Source organism: Roseobacter sp. GAI101, assembly GCF_000156335.1.
GTDB lineage: Bacteria > Pseudomonadota > Alphaproteobacteria > Rhodobacterales > Rhodobacteraceae > Sulfitobacter.
In genome coordinates, this window is sequence record NZ_DS999213.1 from 1,362,713 (window position 1) to 1,382,897 (window position 20,185).

Genomic DNA, 20,185 nt, shown 5'->3' on the forward strand with positions numbered 1-20,185 from the left:
TCAGGTCCTTTTGCGCGGGTCAACGATGTCGCGCAGACCGTCGCCCAGAAGATTGAAGGTAAAAACGGCGATCATCAGCCACAGCCCCGGAAACACCGCCATCCACCATTCGCCAGAGACGATGAAGTTTGCCCCCTCGGCGACCATGATCCCCCATTCGGCTGTCGGCGGGCGCACGCCAAGCCCGATGAAGGACAGCCCAGCGGCGTTCAGTATGGCCCAGCCCAGGTTCAACGACACCTGCACCATCATCGGCGGCAACGCATTGGGAAAGATGTGCATCGCAAGCACCCGAATGTCCGAATTGCCCGACAGTTTGGCCGCCTGCGCAAATCCGGCCTCGCGGCGAATGTTCACCTCGGCGCGCACAAGACGGGCATAGAACGGCACGTTGATCACCGCCGTCGCGTAGATGATGTTCTCGATCGTGTTGCCAAGCGCCGCAACGATCCCCATCGCCAGCACGAACAGCGGAAACGCCATGATCGTATCAAGGATACGGTTCAACACGATATCCAGCCAGCCGCCCCAATAGCCCGCGATGCTGCCCAACACCGACCCCACGACAAAGGACAGCGCCACAGCCGCCAGCGACATCGACAGGTCCAGCCGTGTCGCGACGATCACCCGGCTGAACACGTCGCGGCCGACGTTATCGGTGCCAAACCAGTGATCCCAGGACGGTGCCTGCAGCGCATTGGATGCGTTAGTCTCTAGCGGATCGTAAGGCACCAGCGCCGGGCCGAAGATCGCCGACAGCACAATCAACGCGAACATGCCGAACGCGATCAGAGTTACCGGATTGGCGCGCAGGACGTAGATCAGGTGATCCACCCCGCCCGATGTTTTCCGGCTTTGCTTCAATGGCATATCGGTCATTTTGAACTGAACCCGATGCGCGGATCAATCGCGGTGTATAGCAGATCAATCACAAGGTTGAGCACCACGAACAGCAGCGCCATCGCCAGTACGAATCCCTGGACAGCGGCATAATCGGACACGACCAGCGCCTCGACCGCGTAGGACCCGATGCCGGGCCAGGCAAAGACTTTCTCGACCAGCACATTGGCCCCCAAGGCAAAGGAAAACACCATGCCCAGCGTCGTGACCACGGGCAGCAGCGCGTTGCGAAAGGCGTAGCCATACAGAACCTTGCCATTCGACAGGCCTGCCGCGCGCGCGGTCCGGATAAAGTCGGAAGACAGCGCCGTCAGCATCGACGCCCGCGTCATCCGCGCAATCGGCGCAAGGGTGAACAGCGCCAGAGTAATTGCAGGCATGACCAGTTGTTTGGCCGCACCGCTCCACGTTTCCCAATCGCCCATCAGGGCCGCGTCAATCAGGTAAAACCCTGTCACGTGATCGGGATCGAGGTAGATGAAATCAAGCCGACCCAGCGGCGCAGGCGCAATGCCCAGAAGGTAATAGAACACATAGATCAGCACGATGCCGGTAAAGAACGTCGGCAACGATACCCCGGCGGTCACCACCACGCGACACAGGTGATCCACCCATGATCCCGGCCGTGTCGCGGCCAGTATCCCCAAGGGAATGGCGATCGCGCAGGACAGGATCAACGCCGTCAGCGTCAGCTCAAGCGAGGCTGGCAACCGTTTGGCCAGGTCCTGCGCCACCGCCTGCCCGCTAGAAAGAGACCGCCCCAGATCGCCCTCCAGCAGATCACCCACATAGATAAAGAACTGTTGGATCAAGGGCTTGTCGAGGCCAAGCGCCGTGCGGACCTCTGCGATAGACGCCTCATCCGCAGCGGCACCAGCAAAATAGGCCGCAGGATCACCGGGCAACGCGCGGGTCAGCAAAAAGCTGATCAGCACAACGCCGATGACCACGGGAATGGACTGCGCGACACGCAAGGCGATGGCGCGCAGTCTGGGATATGCAGGGCTGGACAGGGTCTTAGCCCGCGGCCAGAGGGCGAACATCAAGCTGGCGATGGAACCAGAACTCATAGCCCTCTGCCCCGTTGACCGCCACGTTCAGTGCAGGCTGATACAGCGGGATGCGCGGCAGATCCTCGAGAACGATTTCGAACATGCGCTTGATCTTGGGCGCATATTCAGGGTCATCCATCGGCATGTGCAGCGTGGCGTTCACCAGCTCCTCGACCTCGGGGTTGAGATAGTTGGAGGAGTTGAACAGGTGGCCATGCTGATAGGCCCAGAAGAAGTAATAATCAGGCGTGTTCAGCCAGCCGCCAAAGTTGTCCAGATGCAGGTCCAGCCGTTTTTCGACCAGGGCCGCCGTGCGCCAGTTCGCACCGGGAATCTTGTCGATCTGGGTTTTGACGCCGATCTTGGCCAGACTTTCCTGGATCAGCAGCGCCGCAGGTTCCATCCACGCCAGATCGGTACTGATGGACAACGGCACGTCGAACCCGTCGGGGAAACCGGATTTGGCCATATGCTCGCGGGCCATGTCCAGATCGGTGGAATACTGGGTTTTGCGCGGCCACGCGGTATCGGTAATCTCGGCATCGCCTCCCCACAGCGGCGCGCCGCGTTTATAGGCCGACGCCTCAAAGATCGCCTCGTAGGGCATCGCATAGGCCAGCGCCTTGCGCACGTTCGCATCCTGAAACGGCTCGAAATTAGTGTTCAGGCAGACACAGTTGATGCAGTTTTCAACCGGCGTTGAATAGACTGTCAGCTTGTCCGCCAGTTCGGCTGCGTCCTTGTCGGGAATGTCAAAGGACACCTGAACATCGCCCCTCTCGATCAAGGCGCGGCGGGTCGCCGGGCTTGGCACTTCGCGCACCACGACGCGTTTGATCGCAGGGGTCGGGCCGCCGGCCCAGTCATCATTCCGTTCGTAGACCAGCTGTTCGCCCGGCGTCCAGCGCAGCACCTTATAGGCACCCGACCCGGCCGGCGTGGTGTGCAGGTATTCCATCGCCCAGGGGTCATCCGTCGTCGCATTCGCCTTGGCAACGGCGGAATTGATGATGAACGGGACCGGCACGGCCAGATCGGGAAGCGCCAGCTTGGACGGACGGTCAAGGATCACGGTAAAGGTCTCGGCATCGAGGGCGGCAAACTGGTCCGGACGCTCAAGCCCGCCCGCCTTCATCTGCACGGTCGGAAACCCACCAACGCTGACGGCGCGATCAAAGGACCATTTCACATCCTCTGCCGTGACCTTGCTGCCATCCCAGAAAGTCGCGTTTGGTTTGATCTTGAAGGTGATGGTCAGCCCGTCGTCGGATGTGCTCCAGCTTTCGGCCAGTTCGGGCACGATCGTTTCATAGTCATAGGACAGGCCGCCGCTTGGCACGTCCTTTGTGCCGAAGGACACCAGACGGTCATAGCAATTTACCGACACCTGATAAGACGCGCGGTTCGTGCCCGTGCGGTGCAGGTCCAGCGAATTGACAGTCTGCCCGTTGACGACAACCAGCGTATCGGCCCCTTGGGCTGCCGCAGGCATCGCCCGCAGAAACGGCAGGACAGACGCCCCGGCGGCACCCATTTTCAGAAAATTGCGTCGTGTGGTGTGGTCGGTCATCGAAAGCCCTCTCGCTGGTGGTGCGCCGATTGGATTCGGCCTTTGGCAAAGACTGCGCTGAATCAGCGATCACTTCTAATGCTATAAAATCAGTAATGCGGTGCATTAAATGCATCGGCTTGAAAGATGTAATTGTTTTCAAAGCCCTAAACATCGTGCCCCTTAGCCCGGTTGATCATTTAACGTTTGAAATGGTTGCGGTGGTGAGGTTTCTGCGGATCGCGGGCATCAACCGCCGGACCGTGAAGCCGGAGCCTTGGCCTAGCCAAGCCGGGTCGCATAGCCATCACAATTGCCGCGGCAAAAGCTTTGAACGACCAGCGCTGCGGCCTCGTTCATCAGGCGGGTGGCCGCGTTGGCACCGTCAAGACGCGCGGCCACATCGCGGGCACGCGCAGCCAAGGCACCTTCATCCAGTGTCAGGATCGTGTCATTCGCCAGGACATAACGCCCGGCGATCATCACCTCGCGCAGGGCCGCCCCGTTTTCGGCCAGAACCATTTGGTCCAGGGGATTGCGCAGCGGCGTATAGTGGCAATAGCCCGCGTCCAGAAACAGCAGATCGGCAGCCCATCCGGCAGCAATCTTGCCGACACGGTCCAACCCCAATATCCGCGCGCTGCCTTCGGTCGCCATCTTCAGCGCGGAACGGGTGCTGATCCACGCTGCCGGATCGGACGTTTGCGCGCGGCTCAGCGTGGCGGCAAGACGCATCGCCTCGAACATGTTCTGCCCGTCGGACGTGTTGCTGGCATCAGTGCCGACACCCAGATTCACGCCCGCATCCGCCAACATGCGCACGGGCGCGATCCCCGACCCCAGCCGCAGATTGCTAAGCGGGTTGTGGCAGATGCAGGCATCGTGCCGCGCCAGCAACTCCGCCTCGGGTTTGGAAAGCCACACACCGTGGGCACCGCTGAATTGCGGATGCAGGACGCCCAGTGCATCCAGATGTTCGGTCAGGCTTGTGCCGTATCTTTGCGCGGCCATCACCTGTTGCAGACGGGTTTCGGCCAGATGGGTTTGCAGCGGGATACCGTCGCGCTGCGACAGCGCCGCACAGGCTTGCAGGAATGCGTCCGAACAATGCAGCGGGATCGTCGGCCCGATGCCCGGGCGCACGCGGTCTTTCGGTACCGGCCAATGGCCAAAGGCCTCGGTGCAGGTTTCCATGATCGTTTGCCAAGCGGGCAAGGACAACGCCGCCACCGCATCACGCAACGGCGGATCGAACGCTTCGATCAACCCCGGCAGCGCCTGATACAGCGTCCGGTCCGCGATCATCGGGGCGACCACGGCCCGGATGCCAACGTCGTGGTAGGCGTTGGCGACGGCATGAATTCCGCCCATGGTCGGCCCGGGCAGTTCAACGAAAAGATCAAAGCACGCGGTGCAGCCCTTGCGGACCAGTTCGACCGCAGAAAGTTGCGCGCTCAGATGCAGGTCATCCAGATGGCGCGTGCCGTTCAGCCACGCGCCACCGGACAAGAACGCCTCGAGCGGGAGGTCATCCGGCACCCCGCCGCGCCCCAGCGCACCATGAGAATGGGTGTGGCCATTCACCAGCCCCGGCATGATCAACCGGTTGCTGACATCAATGCGTTCGGCGTCGCCGGGCCCTTCGCCATCGGGGATCAGCGCCTTGATCCGCCCATCGCTGATCAGCAGAGACAAGGCCGCGAACCGGTCGTTATCAACCAGAACAGTGCCGCCCTCCAAGAGCATCTGCGCGTGGGTCATGCGGTTCTCCTTATCTGGACCGCATCGCCCCTGCCCCCACAAACAGCCACGGCCCGACTAGGCCGTCAATGACGCGATATACTGCCGCCAGTCGCCGATATCCGTGATATCCTGCGCATCTGTGGTGGCGACCGTTTCACACAGGAACCCTTGCACCTGCGACCCGTCATCCAACGCGATCGTGCCAAGCCCGAGGGGGGCGGGAATGCCACCCAGAAAGCTGCCGACATGGGCAAGCGGCACATCCCATAGCTCAAGCGCGATCGGCGCGCCTGAACCGGCGGTGCCGCGCACCAGACCGGGCCGTGCGGGCGGCCCACCGGCCAAGACATAGAACCGGTACGCATCTGTGGTTCGCGCCTTTTTCACAAACACCGCGTTCCGGTCGGTCAGTTGGTGGTTCAACGGCAAGCCCGCCATATGCGCCCCGCAAACCGCCAGCCGCAGCGTCGTGGTTTCCCCTGCGGGCAGCGCAGGCGGCGCGGTATAGGCCCAGTCGGTCGCGCCAAGGCTGCGTTGGCCTGCCGCTTCAAGGCTTTGGGCCATAACGGCGATTTCTGCATCCTTTCCGGCAGCCGCCAGCAAGGTGACGCTGCCCGGACGCCCGTCGGACCGCGCAGGCACCGGTACGGCAATGCCGCACATGTCCAGCAGGTTAACGAAGTTGGTGTATGTCCCGAAATTCGAGTTCGGCGTCACCGGATCGGCCTCAAGCTCGGCCACGGTGTGGAACGTCGGGATCGTCGGCACGCAAAGCATGTCAACGCCTGCCAGCGACGGCTCGGCCGCGCGGGCCAGTTCCTTGAGGCGGTAGATGCCGCGAAATGCATCTGCCGCCGACAGGTCTTCGGCCTTGCAGATGATCTGGCGGGTCACGGGATGGATGGCATCCGGATCGCGCTTCAGCAGGTCTTCGATCACAGTGTAGCGTTCGGCCACCCACGCCCCTTCATAAAGCATATGCGCCACGGCATAGAGTGGTTTAAAATCGATCTCCCGTATCGTGGCCCCTTCGGCCCGCAGCAGATCGACGGCGGCATAAAAGGATGCCGATTGCACCGCGTCTCCCATGAATTCGATGGTGTCGGGGCTGGGTATACCTATCACAGGCGGTGTCCCCATGGCGGTCAGATCAGGTGCCGATATGGGACGTGCAAAAGCGTCTGCAGGATCATAGGCGCAACAAACCTGATAGGCAGCATAGGCGTCGCTGACCGTCAGAGCAAAAATAGATATCGTCTCGATCGAGCGGCAGGCAGGCACCACGCCGCTTGCCGACAGCGCGCCAAGCGTGGGTTTCAGCCCGACGATATTGTTCAACGCCGCCGGAACGCGGCCCGAACCGGCCGTATCCGTGCCCAGCGACAGCGGCACGATGCCATGCCCGACAGCCACACCCGACCCGCCAGAGGACCCGCCCGGCACGATTTCGGGATCGACAGAGTTCAACGGCGCACCATAAGGCGTTCGCACCCCGACAAGGCCGGTCGCGAACTGGTCCAGATTGGTCTTGCCGATCAAAATCGCCCCCGCCGCGCGCAACTGCGCCACCACGAAGGCGTCGGTTTCGGGGGCATAAGCATAGGCAGGACAGGCCGCCGTCGTCTCGTAGCCTGCGACATCAATGTTGTCCTTGACCACAAAGGGGATGCCCCAAAGCGGTTTGGCAGTGTCGAAATCGCCCAAGGTGGCAACATCCGCCAACACATCCTGGTGTGCACGCAATGCGATAAAGATGTTCGGATCACCGACCGCGGAGATCCGGTCAAACACCTGCGCGACCACGTCCCTGGGGCTGACACCCGCAGCATAGGCCGCATGAATATCCGGGATCGTCATCCTGAGGTCGGTCATGTCTTTGGGTCCTTCATTCGTTAAATTATTCACCTATCCGTTGTGTTTGGTTGCGCCCTCTGACGCAAATGCTAAGAATTCACAAAAGCGATGCAAAAAATGCAGCGCTCGGGATATTTCGGGACAAAGACCATGAAACACCTTCAGACGCTGCGCTATATTCAGGGGATTGTCCGCGCGGGTTCCATCCGCAAGGCGGCAGATGACATGAACATTACCGCATCGGCACTGAACCGGCGCATCCAGCGGTTCGAAGAGGAATTCGGTTCGGAGATCTTCGAGCGCCTGCCCCGCGGCGTCCGGCTGAACCCGGCGGGCGAGCTTTTGATGCAGCATTTCCGCACGCAGGTGTCCGACCTGCGCCGCGTTCAGGGTCAGGTCGCCGATCTGGCCGGCGAACGTCGCGGCCATGTCGCCATCGCCTGTTCGCAAGCGCTGATCCCCTATTTCCTGCCCGGCCAGATCGCCAGCTATCGCAAGGACCATCCCGGTGTGACCTTTTCCGTCATGGTCCGCGACCGCGAAGCCGCCGAGCGTGACCTGAGCCTGTTCAACAGTGACCTTGCACTGGTCTTCGAACCGATCCACCTCGTGGATTTCGAAGTGATTTCGCATTGCCCGCAAACCATCCACGCCATCATGCGCCGCGACAATCCGCTTGCAGCCAAAAAAGAAGTGCGGCTGCGCGAATGTCTGGACCATCCCCATGTGCTGCCCAGCACGAATTACGGTGTGCGGTCCCTGCTGGAACTGGGGGCAAAGGCGGGGTCGCGCCCGTTGCGCCCCAGCGTGGAGAGCGACAGTTTTGATTTCATGCGGCATTACGTCCGGCACGAAAACGCGGTCGCCTTTCAAATCCCCATCGGGCTGGATCTGGGCGATGATGATACGGTGGTCTCGCGCCCGGTTTCGGCGCGGGATGTGCCGGTGGGCAGTCTTTTCCTCGGGCAACTGCGGGGACGGTCCCTGCCGGTGGCCCCAGCGCGTTTCGCCCAAGGGCTGACCCGCGCCCTGGAAAATCTGGCTGACGACTGACCCGCTGCATCGGAAAACCTAGCGGTGCATTTTTTGCACCGCTTTGGCAAGATTTAAGCAGAAGTCAACAACGCTAAACCTCATTAAGCTCTGAGTCGATGAAACCGAACCGCGCCCTTCAGTGGGGTGCGCAAGCTGTTGGAGCGCAGATATGAGCAACTTTAAATCCCTGAACCGTCGGCATTTTCTTGGCACTTCTGCCGCAGCCCTTGGTGCGGCATCCTTTGGTCTGCCGCGCTTGGCCATGGCCCAGGACGCACTGACCGTCGGCTTTATCTATGTCGGCCCCAAGGATGACTTTGGCTACAACCAGGCCCACGCCGAAGGCGCTGCTGCCGTCAAGGCCATGGAAGGCGTCACGGTTCTGGAGGAAGAAAACGTACCGGAAAGCCAGGACGTCCAGAACACCATGGAATCGATGATCAACTTCGACGGTGCAGCGCTGCTGTTCCCGACATCGTTCGGCTACTTCAACCCGCATATCCTTGAAACAGCACCGAAATACCCCGATGTGCGGTTCGAACATTGCGGCGGCTTGTGGACCGAAGGCAACCCGACCAACGCAGGGTCCTATTTCGGATATATCGGCATGGGGCAGTACCTGAACGGTGTGACCGCCGGACATGCCACAAAGTCGAAAAAGATCGGCTTCGTCGCGGCAAAGCCGATCCCGCAGGTGCTCAACAACATCAACTCCTTCCTGCTGGGCGCGCGTTCGGTTGATCCGACGATCACCTGTCAGGTCATCTTTACCGGTGAATGGTCGCTTGCGGTGAAAGAAGCCGAAGCCACCAACGCGCTGGCCGATCAGGGCTGCGATGTCATCACCTGTCACGTGGACGGTCCCAAGGTCGTTTGTGAAACCGCTGCCGCACGCGGCGCATATGTCTGCGGCTACCATGCCGATCAGACCCCGCTGGCCGGTGACAAGTATCTGACCGGTGCCGAATGGAACTGGGCCAGCATCTACACCGACATGGTCTCCAAGACGATGGCGGGAACTCCGATCGACAACTTCGTGCGCGGCGGTCTGGCCGATGGTTTCATCAAGATGAGCCCGCTTGGACCCGCCGTATCCGACGCCGCCCGCGCCCAGTTCGAGGCCACGAAGGCCGAGATCGTCGCCGGTGGTTTTGCCGCCATCAAAGGCCCGCTGAAGGACAACAAAGGCAACGTGATTGCCGCCGACGGTCAAGCCTTTGTGGAAACGGATGTGGCGCTCGAAAGCATGGATTACCTTGTCGAAGGCGTCATCGGTTCCACAAGCTAAAATGAGCCTGACCGATCAGACCAAAATGGCCCGACAGCTGGCCTCAGCGCAGATCATCTCTGCGCTGAGGTTGCGCGCGGAGGGCGTGTTGATCCCGCTGGGCGCGCTTGTTGCCGGGTTCATCGCCTTCAGCATTTTCCTTGTGTTACTGGGGAAATCCCCTTTCGAATTTTTTAGCCTTGTCTGGAAGGGCGGGTTTTCATCCGCGTTTTCATGGCAGAACACCCTGTCGCGGGTGGCCCCCCTGGTTTTTGCAGCGCTGTGCGTCGCCCTGCCCGCCCGTCTTGGGCTGGTGGTCATCGGTGGCGAAGGCGCGATCGTGCTGGGCGGGTTGGCGGCTGCGGTCGCCGGCACTGCGCTTGGCGGTCTGCCTGCCGTTTTGGGGATGCCCCTGATGGCCCTCGCAGGGATGGTGTTGGGCGGCCTCTGGATCGGGGCCATCGGGGCGCTGCGCATCAAACGGGGCGTAAACGAGACCATATCATCGCTGCTGATGGCCTACATTGCCATCGCGCTCTTCAACCATTTCGTCGAAGGCCCCTTTCGCGACCCCGCAAGCCTGAACAAGCCATCAACGGCACCGCTGGCCGACAGCTTGCGCGTCGGTGACATGCCGTTCATTGCGGCACACTGGGGCGTGCTGGCCGGGGTCATCGCCTGCATCCTGTGCTGGGTCTTGATCGACCGCACGACAGTCGGATTTGCAGCCCGTATCGCTGGCGACAACGTGCGCGCGGCCCAGATCCAGGGGCTACCGGTGGCGAAACTGGTCATCGGGTTCACCGCACTTGGCGGGGCCTTTGCCGGATTGGCCGGTTATTTCGAGGTCGCCGCTGTGCATGGATCGGCCAATGCGTCACTGATCGCGGGATATGGCTATACCGGAATCCTTGTGGCCTTTCTGGCGCGGCACAATCCGCTGGCGATCCTGCCCGTCGCGATCCTGCTTGGCGGGATCGAAGCGTCGGGCGGACTGATCCAGCGCCGGATGGAACTGCCCGATGCCACCATCCTGGTCTTTGAAGGCATGGTTTTCATCATCATCCTGCTCAGCGAAGCACTGTACGGCAAGCTTGGCATCTTTAAAACCAATGCAGGGGGGACCCGCTGATGGAACCTGTTGACATCGGCCTTTGGGGCGTCCCGCTGGCGATCCTGGGCGGCGCAATCCGGGTGTCCACCCCGTTCATCTTCGTGTCGCTGGGCGAATGTCTGACCGAACGGTCAGGAAGGATCAATCTGGGCCTTGAAGGCACCTTGGTCTTTGGCGCAATGAGCGGCTATGCCGTCGCCTACGAGACCGGCAACCCCTTTATCGGTGTACTGGCTGCCGCCCTTGCGGGGGCGTGTTTCGGCCTGCTGCACGGGTGGATCTGCAAGTTCAAGGGCGTCAACGACATCGCCGTGGGCATCGCCATGATGTTGTTCGGCATGGGGCTCGCCTTCTTTTTCGGCAAACCCTACATCCAGCCCCAAGCGCCGGATCTGCCCGCGATTTCATTTGGGTTCTGGTCCGACATTCCGCAGGTTCAGGCAGCCTTGCAGGTCAATGTGCTGTTCATCGCAGGCGGTATTCTGGCGGTGGCGATGGCGTGGATGTTCCGGTCAACCCGCGTCGGCCTGACGGTCCGCGTCGTGGGCGACAGCACCGATGCGGCGCGCGCCATGGGGCTGAACCCCGACCGGGTGCGCCTGCTGTCGACGGCGGCGGGTGGCGCATTGGCGGGCATCGGCGGTGCCTATCTGTCGCTCTACTATCCCGGCAGCTGGACCGAGGGCATTTCGTCAGGCCAAGGGCTGATGGCCATCGCCCTCGTGATCTTTGCCCGCTGGAACCCAATCAACTGCTTTTGGGCGGCCCTGCTGTTTGGCGGCGCGGGCGCACTTGGCCCCGCGTTGCAGTCGGTGGGCGTGTCCGAAGGCTATTACCTGTTTTTCGCAGCCCCCTACGTTTTGACGCTGGTGCTGCTCATCATGACCAGTTCGCCGGACCGCGCCCTGCAAGGTGCCCCGCTGGAACTGAGCCTGACAAAGTAAGGAGTATATCGAATGAATGGTTTTGGTGGATTGAACAAATCCGAAAATGGCGTCGTGCTGGGGTTGGTGCAACTGAAACTGCCCGTGGTCGAGACCAAGGAACAGTTGACCGCGCAAACCGCGCGGGTCGTTGAACTGGTGGGCAAGGCCCGGCGCAATATGGGCACGATGGATCTGGTCGTGTTCCCCGAATACATGCTGCACGGCCTGTCGATGGACACCAACCCCGAAATCATGTGCACCATGGACGGCCCCGAAGTTGCAGCGCTGAAACAGGCCTGCATCGACAACAATATCTGGGGCTGCTTTTCGATCATGGAGTTCAACCCAGGCGGCTATCCTTTCAACACCGGCCTGATCATTGATGACCAGGGAGAGGTGCAGCTGTATTACCGCAAGATGCATCCTTGGGTCCCCGTCGAACCCTGGGAGCCGGGCGATATGGGCATCCCCGTCTGCACAGGCCCCAAGGGGGCCAAGATCGGCCTGATCATCTGCCACGATGGCATGTTCCCCGAAATGTCCCGCGAGGCCGCCTATAAAGGGGCCGAGATCATGATCCGCACCGCCGGCTATACCGCGCCGATCCGGCAGGCGTGGCGGTTCACCAACCAGTCAAACAGCTTTTGCAACCTGATGGTGACGGCGAATGTCTGCATGTGCGGGTCCGACGGTACCTTTGACAGCATGGGCGAAGGCATGATCATCGACCACGAAGGCACCGTGATCGCTCATGGCAAAACCGGCCGCGCTGATGAAATTATCACCGCCGAAGTCCGGCCCGATCTGGTCCGCGAGGCGCGCGCGGGCTGGGGCGTTGAAAACAACCCCTACCAGTTCGGTCATCGCGGCTATGTCGCCGTGCAAGGTGGCGCGCAGGATTGCCCCTATACCTACATGACCGATCTGGCTGCGGGCGCGTACCGCCTGCCCTGGGAGGACGAGGTCAAGGTCACGGACGGCACCGGCTTCGGCTTTCCCAAACCGAACCGCAAATTTGGCGAAAAGGAACCGGGCCAGTGACCACAATAGACAGCACCCCCTACGCCTGGCCCTATGATGGCAACCTGCGGCCTGACAACACCGCGCTGATCGTCATCGACATGCAGACCGATTTCTGCGGCACTGGTGGGTATGTCGATCACATGGGCTATGACCTGTCGCTGACCCAAGCGCCTATTGAACCTATCAAGGCGCTATTGGCCGCCATGCGCGGCAAGGGCTATCACATCATCCACACCCGCGAAGGGCACCGCCCCGACCTGTCCGATCTGCCCCCCAACAAACGCTGGCGCAGCCAGCAGATCGGCGCTGGCATCGGCGACGCGGGCCCCTGTGGCAAGATTCTGATCCGGGGCGAGGCCGGTTGGGACATCATCCCCGAGCTCTATCCGCTGGACGGCGAAATCATCATCGACAAACCCGGCAAGGGCAGTTTTTGCGCCACCGATCTTGAGCTGATCCTGCGTACGAAAGGCATCACCAACCTGATCCTGACGGGCATCACCACCGATGTTTGCGTATCGACAACGATGCGCGAGGCGAATGACCGGGGCTTTGAATGCGTGATCGTCGAAGACTGCTGCGGCGCAACCGACACCGGCAACCATGCCGCCGCGATCAAGATGGTCACCATGCAGGGCGGCGTCTTTGGTGCCGTGACCGACAGCCAGCGCCTGATCGCGGGGCTGGTGTGATGCGGCGGTTGCCGCCAGACGCGGCAGGCACGCTATGAAATACGAACACGATAACGGGGCCATCAGCGTCGAAGCGCTGAACATGACCATGAAATTCGGGGCATTCACCGCCCTTGATGAAGTGTCGATCAGCATTCCCGCAGGCTCGTTTCACGCATTGCTCGGCGAAAACGGGGCCGGGAAATCCACCCTCGTCAAATGCATGATGGGCTTTTATCACGCTACCGACGGGGAATTGTTGGTCGCCGGGAAACAGGCCCGCATGACGGACCCCAAAGTGGCGCAAACGCTGGGGCTTGGCATGGTCTACCAGCATTTTACGCTCGTGCCGTCGCTGACAGCCGCTGAAAATCTGGTAATCAGCCGTACCGACACCCCGGCCCTGATCGACTGGCGGCGCGAACGTACCGCCCTTGATGCCTTCATGGCGAAGATGCCGTTTTCAGTGCCGCTGGACCAGCCCGTCAGCCGTCTGGCAGCGGGCGAAAAACAAAAGCTCGAGATCCTCAAGCAGCTGTATCTGGGCAACCGTTTTCTGATCCTCGACGAACCAACGTCGGTTCTGACCCCGTCAGAAGCGGACGAGGTTCTGGGCCATGTGCGCGCCCTGACCCGCGCAGGCGAAATCACGGTTCTGATGATCACCCACAAGTTCCGCGAAGTCAGCGCCTTTGCCGACGATGTGTCGATCCTGCGGCGCGGGAAATATGTCGGGGGCGGTGCCGTCGCGGACCTGAGCATCGACGAGATGAGCCGCGCGATGATGGGCGAGGCCCCTGTGGTCAGCGAACGCACCCGCAAGGGCACCCAAGGCCAGCCGCTGATGACCCTGCACGGGCTCAGGACTGCGGATCGCACCGGCCTTAAGGACATCCAGATTGACGACGTGACCCTGCATTCCGGCGAAATCCTTGGTATTGCGGGCATCTCCGGCAACGGCCAGATGGAGCTGATGGAAATTCTCACCGGCCAGCGCCGGATCAGAAGTGGCACGATCACGGTCAACGGCACCGCTTACGGTGCCACCCGCGCCGAAGCGCGCGCCCACGCGATCCGCTACCTGCCCGAAGAACCGTTGCGCAACGCCTGTGCGCCCCGGATGTCCGTGGCCGAAAACCTTGCGTTCCGGATGTTCGACATCGGCAAGGATGGCACGCATGTCTTTTGGAAGGACAACCGCGCCATCGCCGGCAATGCAACTACGCTGATCGATGCGTTCAAGGTCAAGACCAGTTCCCCCGCCGCGCCCATTGCATCGCTGTCGGGCGGCAATGTCCAGCGTGCCGTTCTGGGCCGCGAACTGACCGGCGATGTCAAAGCGCTGATCGTGTCGAACCCCTGCTTTGGTCTGGATTTCGCAGCTGTCTCCGCGATCCGCGACCGCCTGATCGAGGCGCGGAACCAAGGCACCGCGATCCTTTTGATCAGCGAGGATCTGGACGAGATCATGGAGCTTTCGGACCGCATTCTGGTGATGTCCGAAGGCCGCATTGCGTTCGAAACCCCGATTGCGACGGCCGATGTGGCGCAGATCGGACAACATATGGCGGGGCATGGATGATGACCAAAATTGACGCGGCACCTTTCGCATTTCCCTTTGACCGCGACAAGATTGCGCTGGTGGTCATCGACATGCAGCGCGATTTCATCGAACCGGGCGGCTTTGGCGCAAGCCTTGGTAATGACGTCAGCCTGCTGGGGGCCATCGTGCCCACGGTGCGCCGCCTGCTGGACGGTTTTCGCGCTGCAGGCCTGCCCGTCTTTCACACACGTGAATGCCATCTGCCGGACCTGTCGGATTGCCCTCCCGCCAAGCGCCTTCGCGGTGCGCCGGCACTGCGCATCGGTGACGCGGGGCCGATGGGCCGCATTCTGATCGCAGGCGAACCCGGCGCGGACATTATCCCCGAATTGGCCCCCCTGCCCGATGAAACCGTGATCGAAAAACCCGGCAAGGGTGCTTTCTATGGCACCGGCTTCGGCGACATGCTGGCGGCGCGCGGCATTGCGCAACTGGCGATCGCCGGGGTCACGACCGAAGTCTGCGTGCAGACCACCATGCGCGAAGCCAATGACCGCGGCTATGACTGCCTGCTGGCAACCGATGCCACCGAAAGCTATTTCCCGTCCTTCAAGGCGGCCACCATCGACATGATCGTCGCGCAAGGCGGTATCGTGGGATGGGCGGCCCCGACAGACGCAATTCTGGAGGCGCTTGATGGCTGATCCAAAATCCTTTGCCGGTCTGTTACCCGACAGCTGGCAGACCATGCCCTTTGAACATTTCCGCGAAGGTGTTGAAATCTGCCATCTTTGGCAAGGCGGACCGGATGTCGCCCTGCTGCGCTATGCCGCCGGGGCGTCCGTGCCACGCCACCGCCACACCGGACTGGAAACGATATTGGTGCTGTCCGGGAGCCAAAGCGACGACAACGGCCGCTATTCCGCTGGTTCGATCGTGTTCAACCCGGCAGGATCGGTCCACGACGTCTGGTCCGAAGACGGATGCACCGTCTTGATCCAATGGGAAAAACCTGTCGAATTTGTGGACTGATACCGCTGTTCGCCTGTCTGCAGCCCTTGCGTGACTGAGCCGCCGTTTCAGCTCGACTGAACCAACAACGATTATCAAACGACGCGCCCGCGGGGGTCCGCAGGCGCGTGCATTGTATTACGGACGCTTCTGCCCGTCGCCAAAGACGAAGTATTTGAAGCTTGTCAGCTGCTCAGCACCAACCGGGCCGCGGGCATGCATTTTGCCTGTGGCAATGCCGATCTCTGCCCCCATGCCGAATTCGCCGCCGTCTGAAAACTGCGTCGACGCATTGTGCATCACGACCGCTGAATCGATCGCAACCATAAAGCGTTTCGCAGCGTCACGATCCTCGGCCACGACGGCATCCGTGTGCCCCGAGGAATGGGCCTGCACAAAGCCAATCGCCTCTTCCAGACCGTTCACGATCTTTACGGAGATGATGTTGCTCAGGTACTCTGTATTCCAGTCTGTATCGTTGGCGGCGACCATGTCGGGCAGGATCTCTCTTGCCGCTGCATCGCCGCGCAATTCACAATCCTCAAGCGCGACAGCCAGTGTCGGCAGCACCTCGGCCGCGATCTTGCGGTCGATCACCACGCATTCAGTGGCCCCACAAATGCCCGTCCGGCGCATCTTGGCGTTCTGCACGATGCCGACGGCCTTTTCGAGATCGGCGCTCTCGTGGATATAGGTGTGGTTGTTGCCATCAAGATGCAGCAATGTCGGCACCCGCGCTTCCTTTTGCACCAGCGACACCAGACCGCGCCCGCCGCGCGGGATCACCAGATCAACCGTCTCGATGCTGTGCAGCAGCAGTTTCACCGCCTCGCGGTCGCGCGTATCCACCAGTTGGACGGCGTCCTCCGGCAGCCCCGCAGCCCGCAGGCCCTGCGCCAGACAGGCGACGATCACCCGCGACGATTGCAGGCTTTCGGATCCGCCCCGCAAGATAACGGCATTGCCGGATTTTATGCAAAGGGCACCCGCATCGGAACCCACGTTTGGACGCGACTCGTAAATCATTGCGATGACGCCGATCGGCACGCTGACCCGGTCAATCTTCAGCCCGTTGGGCCGGTTGAATGTCGCAAGGCTGCGCCCCAGCGGGTCGTCTTGCCCTGCAATCGCCTCGACCGCATCGGCCATCGCCGCCACGCGGTCCTCGCTCAGGCTAAGCCGGTCGATAAAGGCGTCGTCCTTGCCGCTGTCCTTGATGCTCTCGAGGTCCTTCGCATTTGCCGCCAAAATCTCTGCCGTACGGGCGCGCAGGGCTGTTGCGGCTTCTCGCAGCGCCAGATTGCGCTGTTCGGCAGTCGCCATGGCAAGATCGCGCGATGCCGCCTTGGCGCGCTGGCCAAGGTCCGCGACGAGGGTCGCGACGGTCATCTGGGCGGTATCTGTGCTCATGTCATTCATACTCTATACTCCTTCAAAGATTTGCAGGTCTTGCGATGGCGTGCCTTGCTGCGCCAGCACCATGCCAACCGGCCTGCTTGTGGTATCCGCGTCGCGGTATCAGCGTGCCCCTTGTCGGAAGGGCATCCATGATCGCGTGCCGCGAGTTCGCCAAAGTGCTACATTCATCAACGATCAAATATGTCGCTTTTAGAACATATCAAGTCCACACCGGACCCGCCACCGCAAAGGGGCTGCCGACCGTCAGCCGACTGACTTCATTGTCGTCGCGATAACGCGGACCAACGTGGGCCGTCTTGCCGCATCCGATCACTTGCATGTTCATTTTCGGTCCCTTCCGCCTTGCCCGACCCCGCCCTGGAAACGCGCGAAATCTGCACTGCGTCACCCGCCCGGAATGTCCGTACAAGTGCTTTTTTTCGACGGGTCGGCCTTGGGCCAACTGGACGCTGCGCTGCAGCGACCTAGTTGCACTTCCATGACGGTTTCATGTTATAGCAACCCGAATCGATTGAAGGGACAGTGCTATAGGTCAGCGTCACAGAACGCAAACCACCGAGACTTTATCCCTTGCAATCAACAAGATATAGGAGACATAAGATGTCAAAGAAGAAAAAAATCGTTGTCAAAATCGGATCCAGCCTGCTTGCAAACAGCGACAAACTTACCCTGCGTTACGCTTTTATGAACGGATTGATGAACGATCTGGCCCATCTTCAAAAAGAAGGTCATGACATCATTCTGACCTCTTCCGGGTCGGTCGCATTGGGGCTGAACATGATTGGAAAACGCCCCGAAGATGCGGGCATTCTGGACAAGCAAGCCGCCGCAGCCTGCGGTCAGCCCTTGCTGATGAACGCCTATCGGCAGGTCGCCTCAGAGTATGATATGGACGTCGCCCAAATGCTGGTGACGGTGGGTGATATGGAAGAGCGCCGCCGGTTTTTGAACATCAAAAACACGATGCTGCGCTTGTTCGAAAGCGACATCCTTCCGATCATCAACGAGAACGATTCCATCGCGACGCATGACTTGCGCGTGGGCGACAACGACCGCCTTTCCGCCAAGGTAGCACAGATGATCAACGCCGATCTGCTGATCATCCTGACCAGTGTCGAAGGCCTGTATGACCGCGATCCGTCCGAACCCGGTGCGCAGTTCATCTCGGAAATCGAGGACGTCAGCGAACATCTGGAATCGACCACCGGCATCAGTGCCTTGGGCAGTGGCGGCATGTTGACCAAGATGCAGGCCGCGAACATGGCGCAGAATGCAGGCGTCGAAACCATCATCGCCGACGGCATCATCGAACGGCCCATCTCGTCCGTGCTGAACAACGAGCGACGCTTCACGCGCTGCCTTGTCACCGGGGAAACCCTTTCGCCGCTGAAGGTCTGGCTCAGCAACCGGCTCAAGGTTTCGGGCACGCTTGTCGTCCCCAAGGCGGTGGCGTCAGCCGTGGCCGAAGGAACCTGCGGAATCAGCCGGAGCGACATCATTTCGATCCAAGGCGATTTCAGCAAGGGCGACGTTCTGCACGTCTATGACGAAGAAGGTACCGAAATTGCCCGCGGCCTGACGAACTTCTCGTCCGAGGAAACCATGTTGATGGCCCGCAACCTCGATACACCCGTCGAAGACGTGATCGGCTACAAGACAAAGGCCGATGTTATCGCCGTCGAGAACATTCTGGTTCTCGAGGACAACCACCTGCTGCTGGATGCCCCCGAGGACGATCAGAAGATCGTTGCCCCTGTCTAAAAGTATCTGTCAGCCCGCCCGTCCCGCCACATTGCGGGGCCACCGGGCGGGCTGACATGGTTTTGGTCGCTGAAACGCGACGCGGGCACAACTGCGTGGTGATGCCGTTGATTTACACCCGCTCCAGCGCCAGTGCGATACCCTGTCCGACGCCGATGCACATGGTCGACAAGGACCGCTTGCCACCGTTCAACGACAGCTCAAGTGCTGCCGACCCGCTGATCCGCGCACCCGACATGCCCAAAGGATGGCCCAACGCAATCGCACCACCATTGGGGTTCACGCGGGGGTCATCGTCCGAAATGCCAAGGGCGCGCAACGTGGCAAGACCCTGGCTGGCAAAGGCTTCGTTCAGTTCGATCACGTCGAAATCTGTCTGGCTTAGCCCTAGGCGCGCCATCAGTTTCTGCGACGCCGGGGCCGGGCCGAACCCCATGATGCGCGGTGCAACACCTGCTGTGGCACCCCCCAGAATGCGGGCAATCGGCGTCAAGCCGTATTTGGCCGCCGCCTCGGCCGAGGCGATGATCAGGGCCGCAGCGCCGTCATTCACACCCGATGCGTTGCCCGCCGTCACAGTACCGCCCTTGCGGAAAGGCGTGGGCAATTTTGCCAACTGCTCAAGCGATGTCGCGCGCAAATGTTCATCCGCGTCGAACACAATATCGTCGCCACGCCGCTGGGGAATGGTGACCGGCGTGATCTCCTTGGCCAATCGTCCGCCGGACTGGGCCTCTCCGGCCTTGGTCTGGCTGCGCAGGGCAAAAGCGTCCTGATCGGCCCGACTGATGTTGAAATCCTCGGCCACGTTCTCGCCGGTTTCGGGCATGGATTCGACGCCGTATTGCGCCTTCATCAGCGGGTTCACAAAACGCCAGCCGATGGTCGTGTCATAGATTTCCGCGTTGCGCGAATAGGCACTGGTGGCTTTGGGCATCACGAAGGGCGCGCGGCTCATGCTTTCGACACCGCCTGCGATCATCAGGTCGGATTCGCCTGCCTTGATCGCGCGCGCGGCAGCAATGATCGCGTCCATGCCGGATCCGCACAGCCGGTTGATCGTGGTCCCCGTCACCGCTTCGGGCAGGCCCGACAGCAGCGCGGACATGCGCGCCACGTTGCGGTTATCTTCGCCCGCTTGGTTGGCGCAACCAAAGATCACGTCATCCACGGCCTCCCAATCCACGCCAGTGTTGCGCGCCATCAAGGCCCGCAGCGGGATCGCCCCCAGATCATCCGCGCGCACAGAGGCAAGCGAGCCACCAAAGCGCCCGATCGGGGTGCGGATATAGTCACAAATAAAAGCGTCAGCCATGG

At 61.0% G+C, this 20,185-nt stretch carries 18 protein-coding genes; 10 read left to right on the forward strand and 8 right to left on the reverse strand.

What is annotated here, in order from left to right; translation table 11 throughout:
- The 5 genes from RGAI101_RS06390 to atzF form a co-directional block, all read right to left on the reverse strand.
- Positions 1 to 879 (reverse strand): ABC transporter permease, encoded by an 879-nt coding sequence (locus RGAI101_RS06390; RefSeq protein WP_008229173.1) that lies wholly within the window; start codon positions 877 to 879, stop codon positions 1 to 3.
- Positions 876 to 1,970 carry an ABC transporter permease gene (locus RGAI101_RS06395; protein WP_254655246.1) on the reverse strand — a complete coding sequence of 365 codons (1,095 nt, stop codon included), beginning with the start codon at positions 1,968 to 1,970 and terminating at the stop codon, positions 876 to 878. The genes RGAI101_RS06390 and RGAI101_RS06395 overlap by 4 nt, the downstream gene beginning before the upstream one ends.
- Positions 1,918 to 3,522: an ABC transporter substrate-binding protein gene (locus RGAI101_RS06400; protein ID WP_008228564.1), complete on the reverse strand. Its 1,605-nt coding sequence runs from the start codon at positions 3,520 to 3,522 to the stop codon at positions 1,918 to 1,920. Before RGAI101_RS06400 ends, RGAI101_RS06395 begins: the two co-directional genes overlap by 53 nt.
- Positions 3,523 to 3,783: 261 nt before the next feature.
- Positions 3,784 to 5,262 (reverse strand): amidohydrolase family protein, encoded by a 1,479-nt coding sequence (locus RGAI101_RS06405; RefSeq protein WP_008226929.1) that lies wholly within the window; start codon positions 5,260 to 5,262, stop codon positions 3,784 to 3,786.
- Positions 5,263 to 5,319: 57 nt separating this feature from the next.
- A complete protein-coding gene (atzF, locus tag RGAI101_RS06410; RefSeq protein ID WP_008228256.1) occupies positions 5,320 to 7,116 on the reverse strand; it encodes an allophanate hydrolase in 1,797 nt (598 codons plus the stop codon).
- 132 nt (positions 7,117 to 7,248) lie between these two features.
- Between atzF and RGAI101_RS06415 the strand changes: the two genes are divergently transcribed.
- From RGAI101_RS06415 to RGAI101_RS06455, 9 genes are all read left to right on the forward strand, one after another.
- Positions 7,249 to 8,151: a LysR family transcriptional regulator gene (locus tag RGAI101_RS06415; protein ID WP_037229174.1), complete on the forward strand. Its 903-nt coding sequence runs from the start codon at positions 7,249 to 7,251 to the stop codon at positions 8,149 to 8,151.
- Between the two features lie 151 nt (positions 8,152 to 8,302).
- The gene (locus RGAI101_RS06420; RefSeq protein WP_008225774.1) at positions 8,303 to 9,421 is read left to right on the forward strand and encodes a BMP family ABC transporter substrate-binding protein; all 1,119 of its coding nucleotides are present in this window, start codon (positions 8,303 to 8,305) and stop codon (positions 9,419 to 9,421) included.
- A gap of 1 nt (position 9,422) precedes the next feature.
- Positions 9,423 to 10,532, forward strand: coding sequence for an ABC transporter permease (locus RGAI101_RS06425; protein ID WP_008225113.1), 1,110 nt, complete (start codon positions 9,423 to 9,425; stop codon positions 10,530 to 10,532).
- Positions 10,532 to 11,458: an ABC transporter permease gene (locus tag RGAI101_RS06430; RefSeq protein WP_008228299.1), complete on the forward strand. Its 927-nt coding sequence runs from the start codon at positions 10,532 to 10,534 to the stop codon at positions 11,456 to 11,458. Before RGAI101_RS06425 ends, RGAI101_RS06430 begins: the two co-directional genes overlap by 1 nt.
- 12 nt (positions 11,459 to 11,470) lie before the next feature.
- The gene (locus RGAI101_RS06435) at positions 11,471 to 12,481 is read left to right on the forward strand and encodes a formamidase (RefSeq protein ID WP_008227437.1); all 1,011 of its coding nucleotides are present in this window, start codon (positions 11,471 to 11,473) and stop codon (positions 12,479 to 12,481) included.
- A complete protein-coding gene (gene biuH / locus RGAI101_RS06440; RefSeq protein ID WP_008226720.1) occupies positions 12,478 to 13,155 on the forward strand; it encodes a biuret amidohydrolase in 678 nt (225 codons plus the stop codon). The genes RGAI101_RS06435 and biuH overlap by 4 nt, the downstream gene beginning before the upstream one ends.
- A gap of 34 nt (positions 13,156 to 13,189) precedes the next feature.
- Positions 13,190 to 14,716, forward strand: a complete 1,527-nt coding sequence (locus tag RGAI101_RS06445; protein ID WP_008228650.1) for an ABC transporter ATP-binding protein — start codon at positions 13,190 to 13,192, stop codon at positions 14,714 to 14,716.
- Positions 14,716 to 15,381: a cysteine hydrolase family protein gene (locus RGAI101_RS06450; RefSeq protein ID WP_037229180.1), complete on the forward strand. Its 666-nt coding sequence runs from the start codon at positions 14,716 to 14,718 to the stop codon at positions 15,379 to 15,381. The genes RGAI101_RS06445 and RGAI101_RS06450 overlap by 1 nt, the downstream gene beginning before the upstream one ends.
- Entirely contained in the window at positions 15,374 to 15,709 is a 336-nt protein-coding gene (locus RGAI101_RS06455; protein WP_008226634.1) for a cupin domain-containing protein, read from the forward strand. The genes RGAI101_RS06450 and RGAI101_RS06455 overlap by 8 nt, the downstream gene beginning before the upstream one ends.
- Before the next feature lie 117 nt (positions 15,710 to 15,826).
- On the opposite strand, the gene RGAI101_RS06460 is transcribed toward RGAI101_RS06455, so the two are convergent.
- Together RGAI101_RS06460 and RGAI101_RS22555 are read right to left on the reverse strand one after the other, a co-directional pair.
- Positions 15,827 to 17,107, reverse strand: coding sequence for a glutamate-5-semialdehyde dehydrogenase (locus tag RGAI101_RS06460; protein ID WP_008226408.1), 1,281 nt, complete (start codon positions 17,105 to 17,107; stop codon positions 15,827 to 15,829).
- Between the two features lie 199 nt (positions 17,108 to 17,306).
- Positions 17,307 to 17,432 carry a hypothetical protein gene (locus tag RGAI101_RS22555; protein ID WP_008227534.1) on the reverse strand — a complete coding sequence of 42 codons (126 nt, stop codon included), beginning with the start codon at positions 17,430 to 17,432 and terminating at the stop codon, positions 17,307 to 17,309.
- Positions 17,433 to 17,707: 275 nt separating this feature from the next.
- Between RGAI101_RS22555 and proB the strand changes: the two genes are divergently transcribed.
- Entirely contained in the window at positions 17,708 to 18,868 is a 1,161-nt protein-coding gene (proB, locus tag RGAI101_RS06465) for a glutamate 5-kinase (protein WP_008225724.1), read from the forward strand.
- A gap of 112 nt (positions 18,869 to 18,980) precedes the next feature.
- Here the strand turns inward: proB and pcaF are convergent, their stop codons facing one another.
- Positions 18,981 to 20,183, reverse strand: a complete 1,203-nt coding sequence (pcaF, locus tag RGAI101_RS06470) for a 3-oxoadipyl-CoA thiolase (RefSeq protein ID WP_008227535.1) — start codon at positions 20,181 to 20,183, stop codon at positions 18,981 to 18,983.
- Between the last annotated feature and the right edge of the window lie 2 nt (positions 20,184 to 20,185).

What these genes read in the sequence shown, in the direction of transcription:
- RGAI101_RS06390 (WP_008229173.1), bottom strand. Translation starts at nt 879, where the DNA reads ATGACCGATATGCCATTGAAGCAAAGCCGGAAAACATCGGGCGGGGTG.
- RGAI101_RS06395 (WP_254655246.1), bottom strand. Translation starts at nt 1,970, where the DNA reads ATGAGTTCTGGTTCCATCGCCAGCTTGATGTTCGCCCTCTGGCCGCGG.
- RGAI101_RS06400 (WP_008228564.1), bottom strand. Translation starts at nt 3,522, where the DNA reads ATGACCGACCACACCACACGACGCAATTTTCTGAAAATGGGTGCCGCC.
- RGAI101_RS06405 (WP_008226929.1), bottom strand. Translation starts at nt 5,262, where the DNA reads ATGACCCACGCGCAGATGCTCTTGGAGGGCGGCACTGTTCTGGTTGAT.
- atzF (WP_008228256.1), bottom strand. Translation starts at nt 7,116, where the DNA reads ATGACCGACCTCAGGATGACGATCCCGGATATTCATGCGGCCTATGCT.
- RGAI101_RS06415 (WP_037229174.1), top strand. Translation starts at nt 7,249, where the DNA reads ATGAAACACCTTCAGACGCTGCGCTATATTCAGGGGATTGTCCGCGCG.
- RGAI101_RS06420 (WP_008225774.1), top strand. Translation starts at nt 8,303, where the DNA reads ATGAGCAACTTTAAATCCCTGAACCGTCGGCATTTTCTTGGCACTTCT.
- RGAI101_RS06425 (WP_008225113.1), top strand. Translation starts at nt 9,423, where the DNA reads ATGAGCCTGACCGATCAGACCAAAATGGCCCGACAGCTGGCCTCAGCG.
- RGAI101_RS06430 (WP_008228299.1), top strand. Translation starts at nt 10,532, where the DNA reads ATGGAACCTGTTGACATCGGCCTTTGGGGCGTCCCGCTGGCGATCCTG.
- RGAI101_RS06435 (WP_008227437.1), top strand. Translation starts at nt 11,471, where the DNA reads ATGAATGGTTTTGGTGGATTGAACAAATCCGAAAATGGCGTCGTGCTG.
- RGAI101_RS06445 (WP_008228650.1), top strand. Translation starts at nt 13,190, where the DNA reads ATGAAATACGAACACGATAACGGGGCCATCAGCGTCGAAGCGCTGAAC.
- RGAI101_RS06450 (WP_037229180.1), top strand. Translation starts at nt 14,716, where the DNA reads ATGACCAAAATTGACGCGGCACCTTTCGCATTTCCCTTTGACCGCGAC.
- RGAI101_RS06455 (WP_008226634.1), top strand. Translation starts at nt 15,374, where the DNA reads ATGGCTGATCCAAAATCCTTTGCCGGTCTGTTACCCGACAGCTGGCAG.
- RGAI101_RS06460 (WP_008226408.1), bottom strand. Translation starts at nt 17,107, where the DNA reads ATGAATGACATGAGCACAGATACCGCCCAGATGACCGTCGCGACCCTC.
- RGAI101_RS22555 (WP_008227534.1), bottom strand. Translation starts at nt 17,432, where the DNA reads ATGAACATGCAAGTGATCGGATGCGGCAAGACGGCCCACGTTGGTCCG.
- proB (WP_008225724.1), top strand. Translation starts at nt 17,708, where the DNA reads ATGTCAAAGAAGAAAAAAATCGTTGTCAAAATCGGATCCAGCCTGCTT.
- pcaF (WP_008227535.1), bottom strand. Translation starts at nt 20,183, where the DNA reads ATGGCTGACGCTTTTATTTGTGACTATATCCGCACCCCGATCGGGCGC.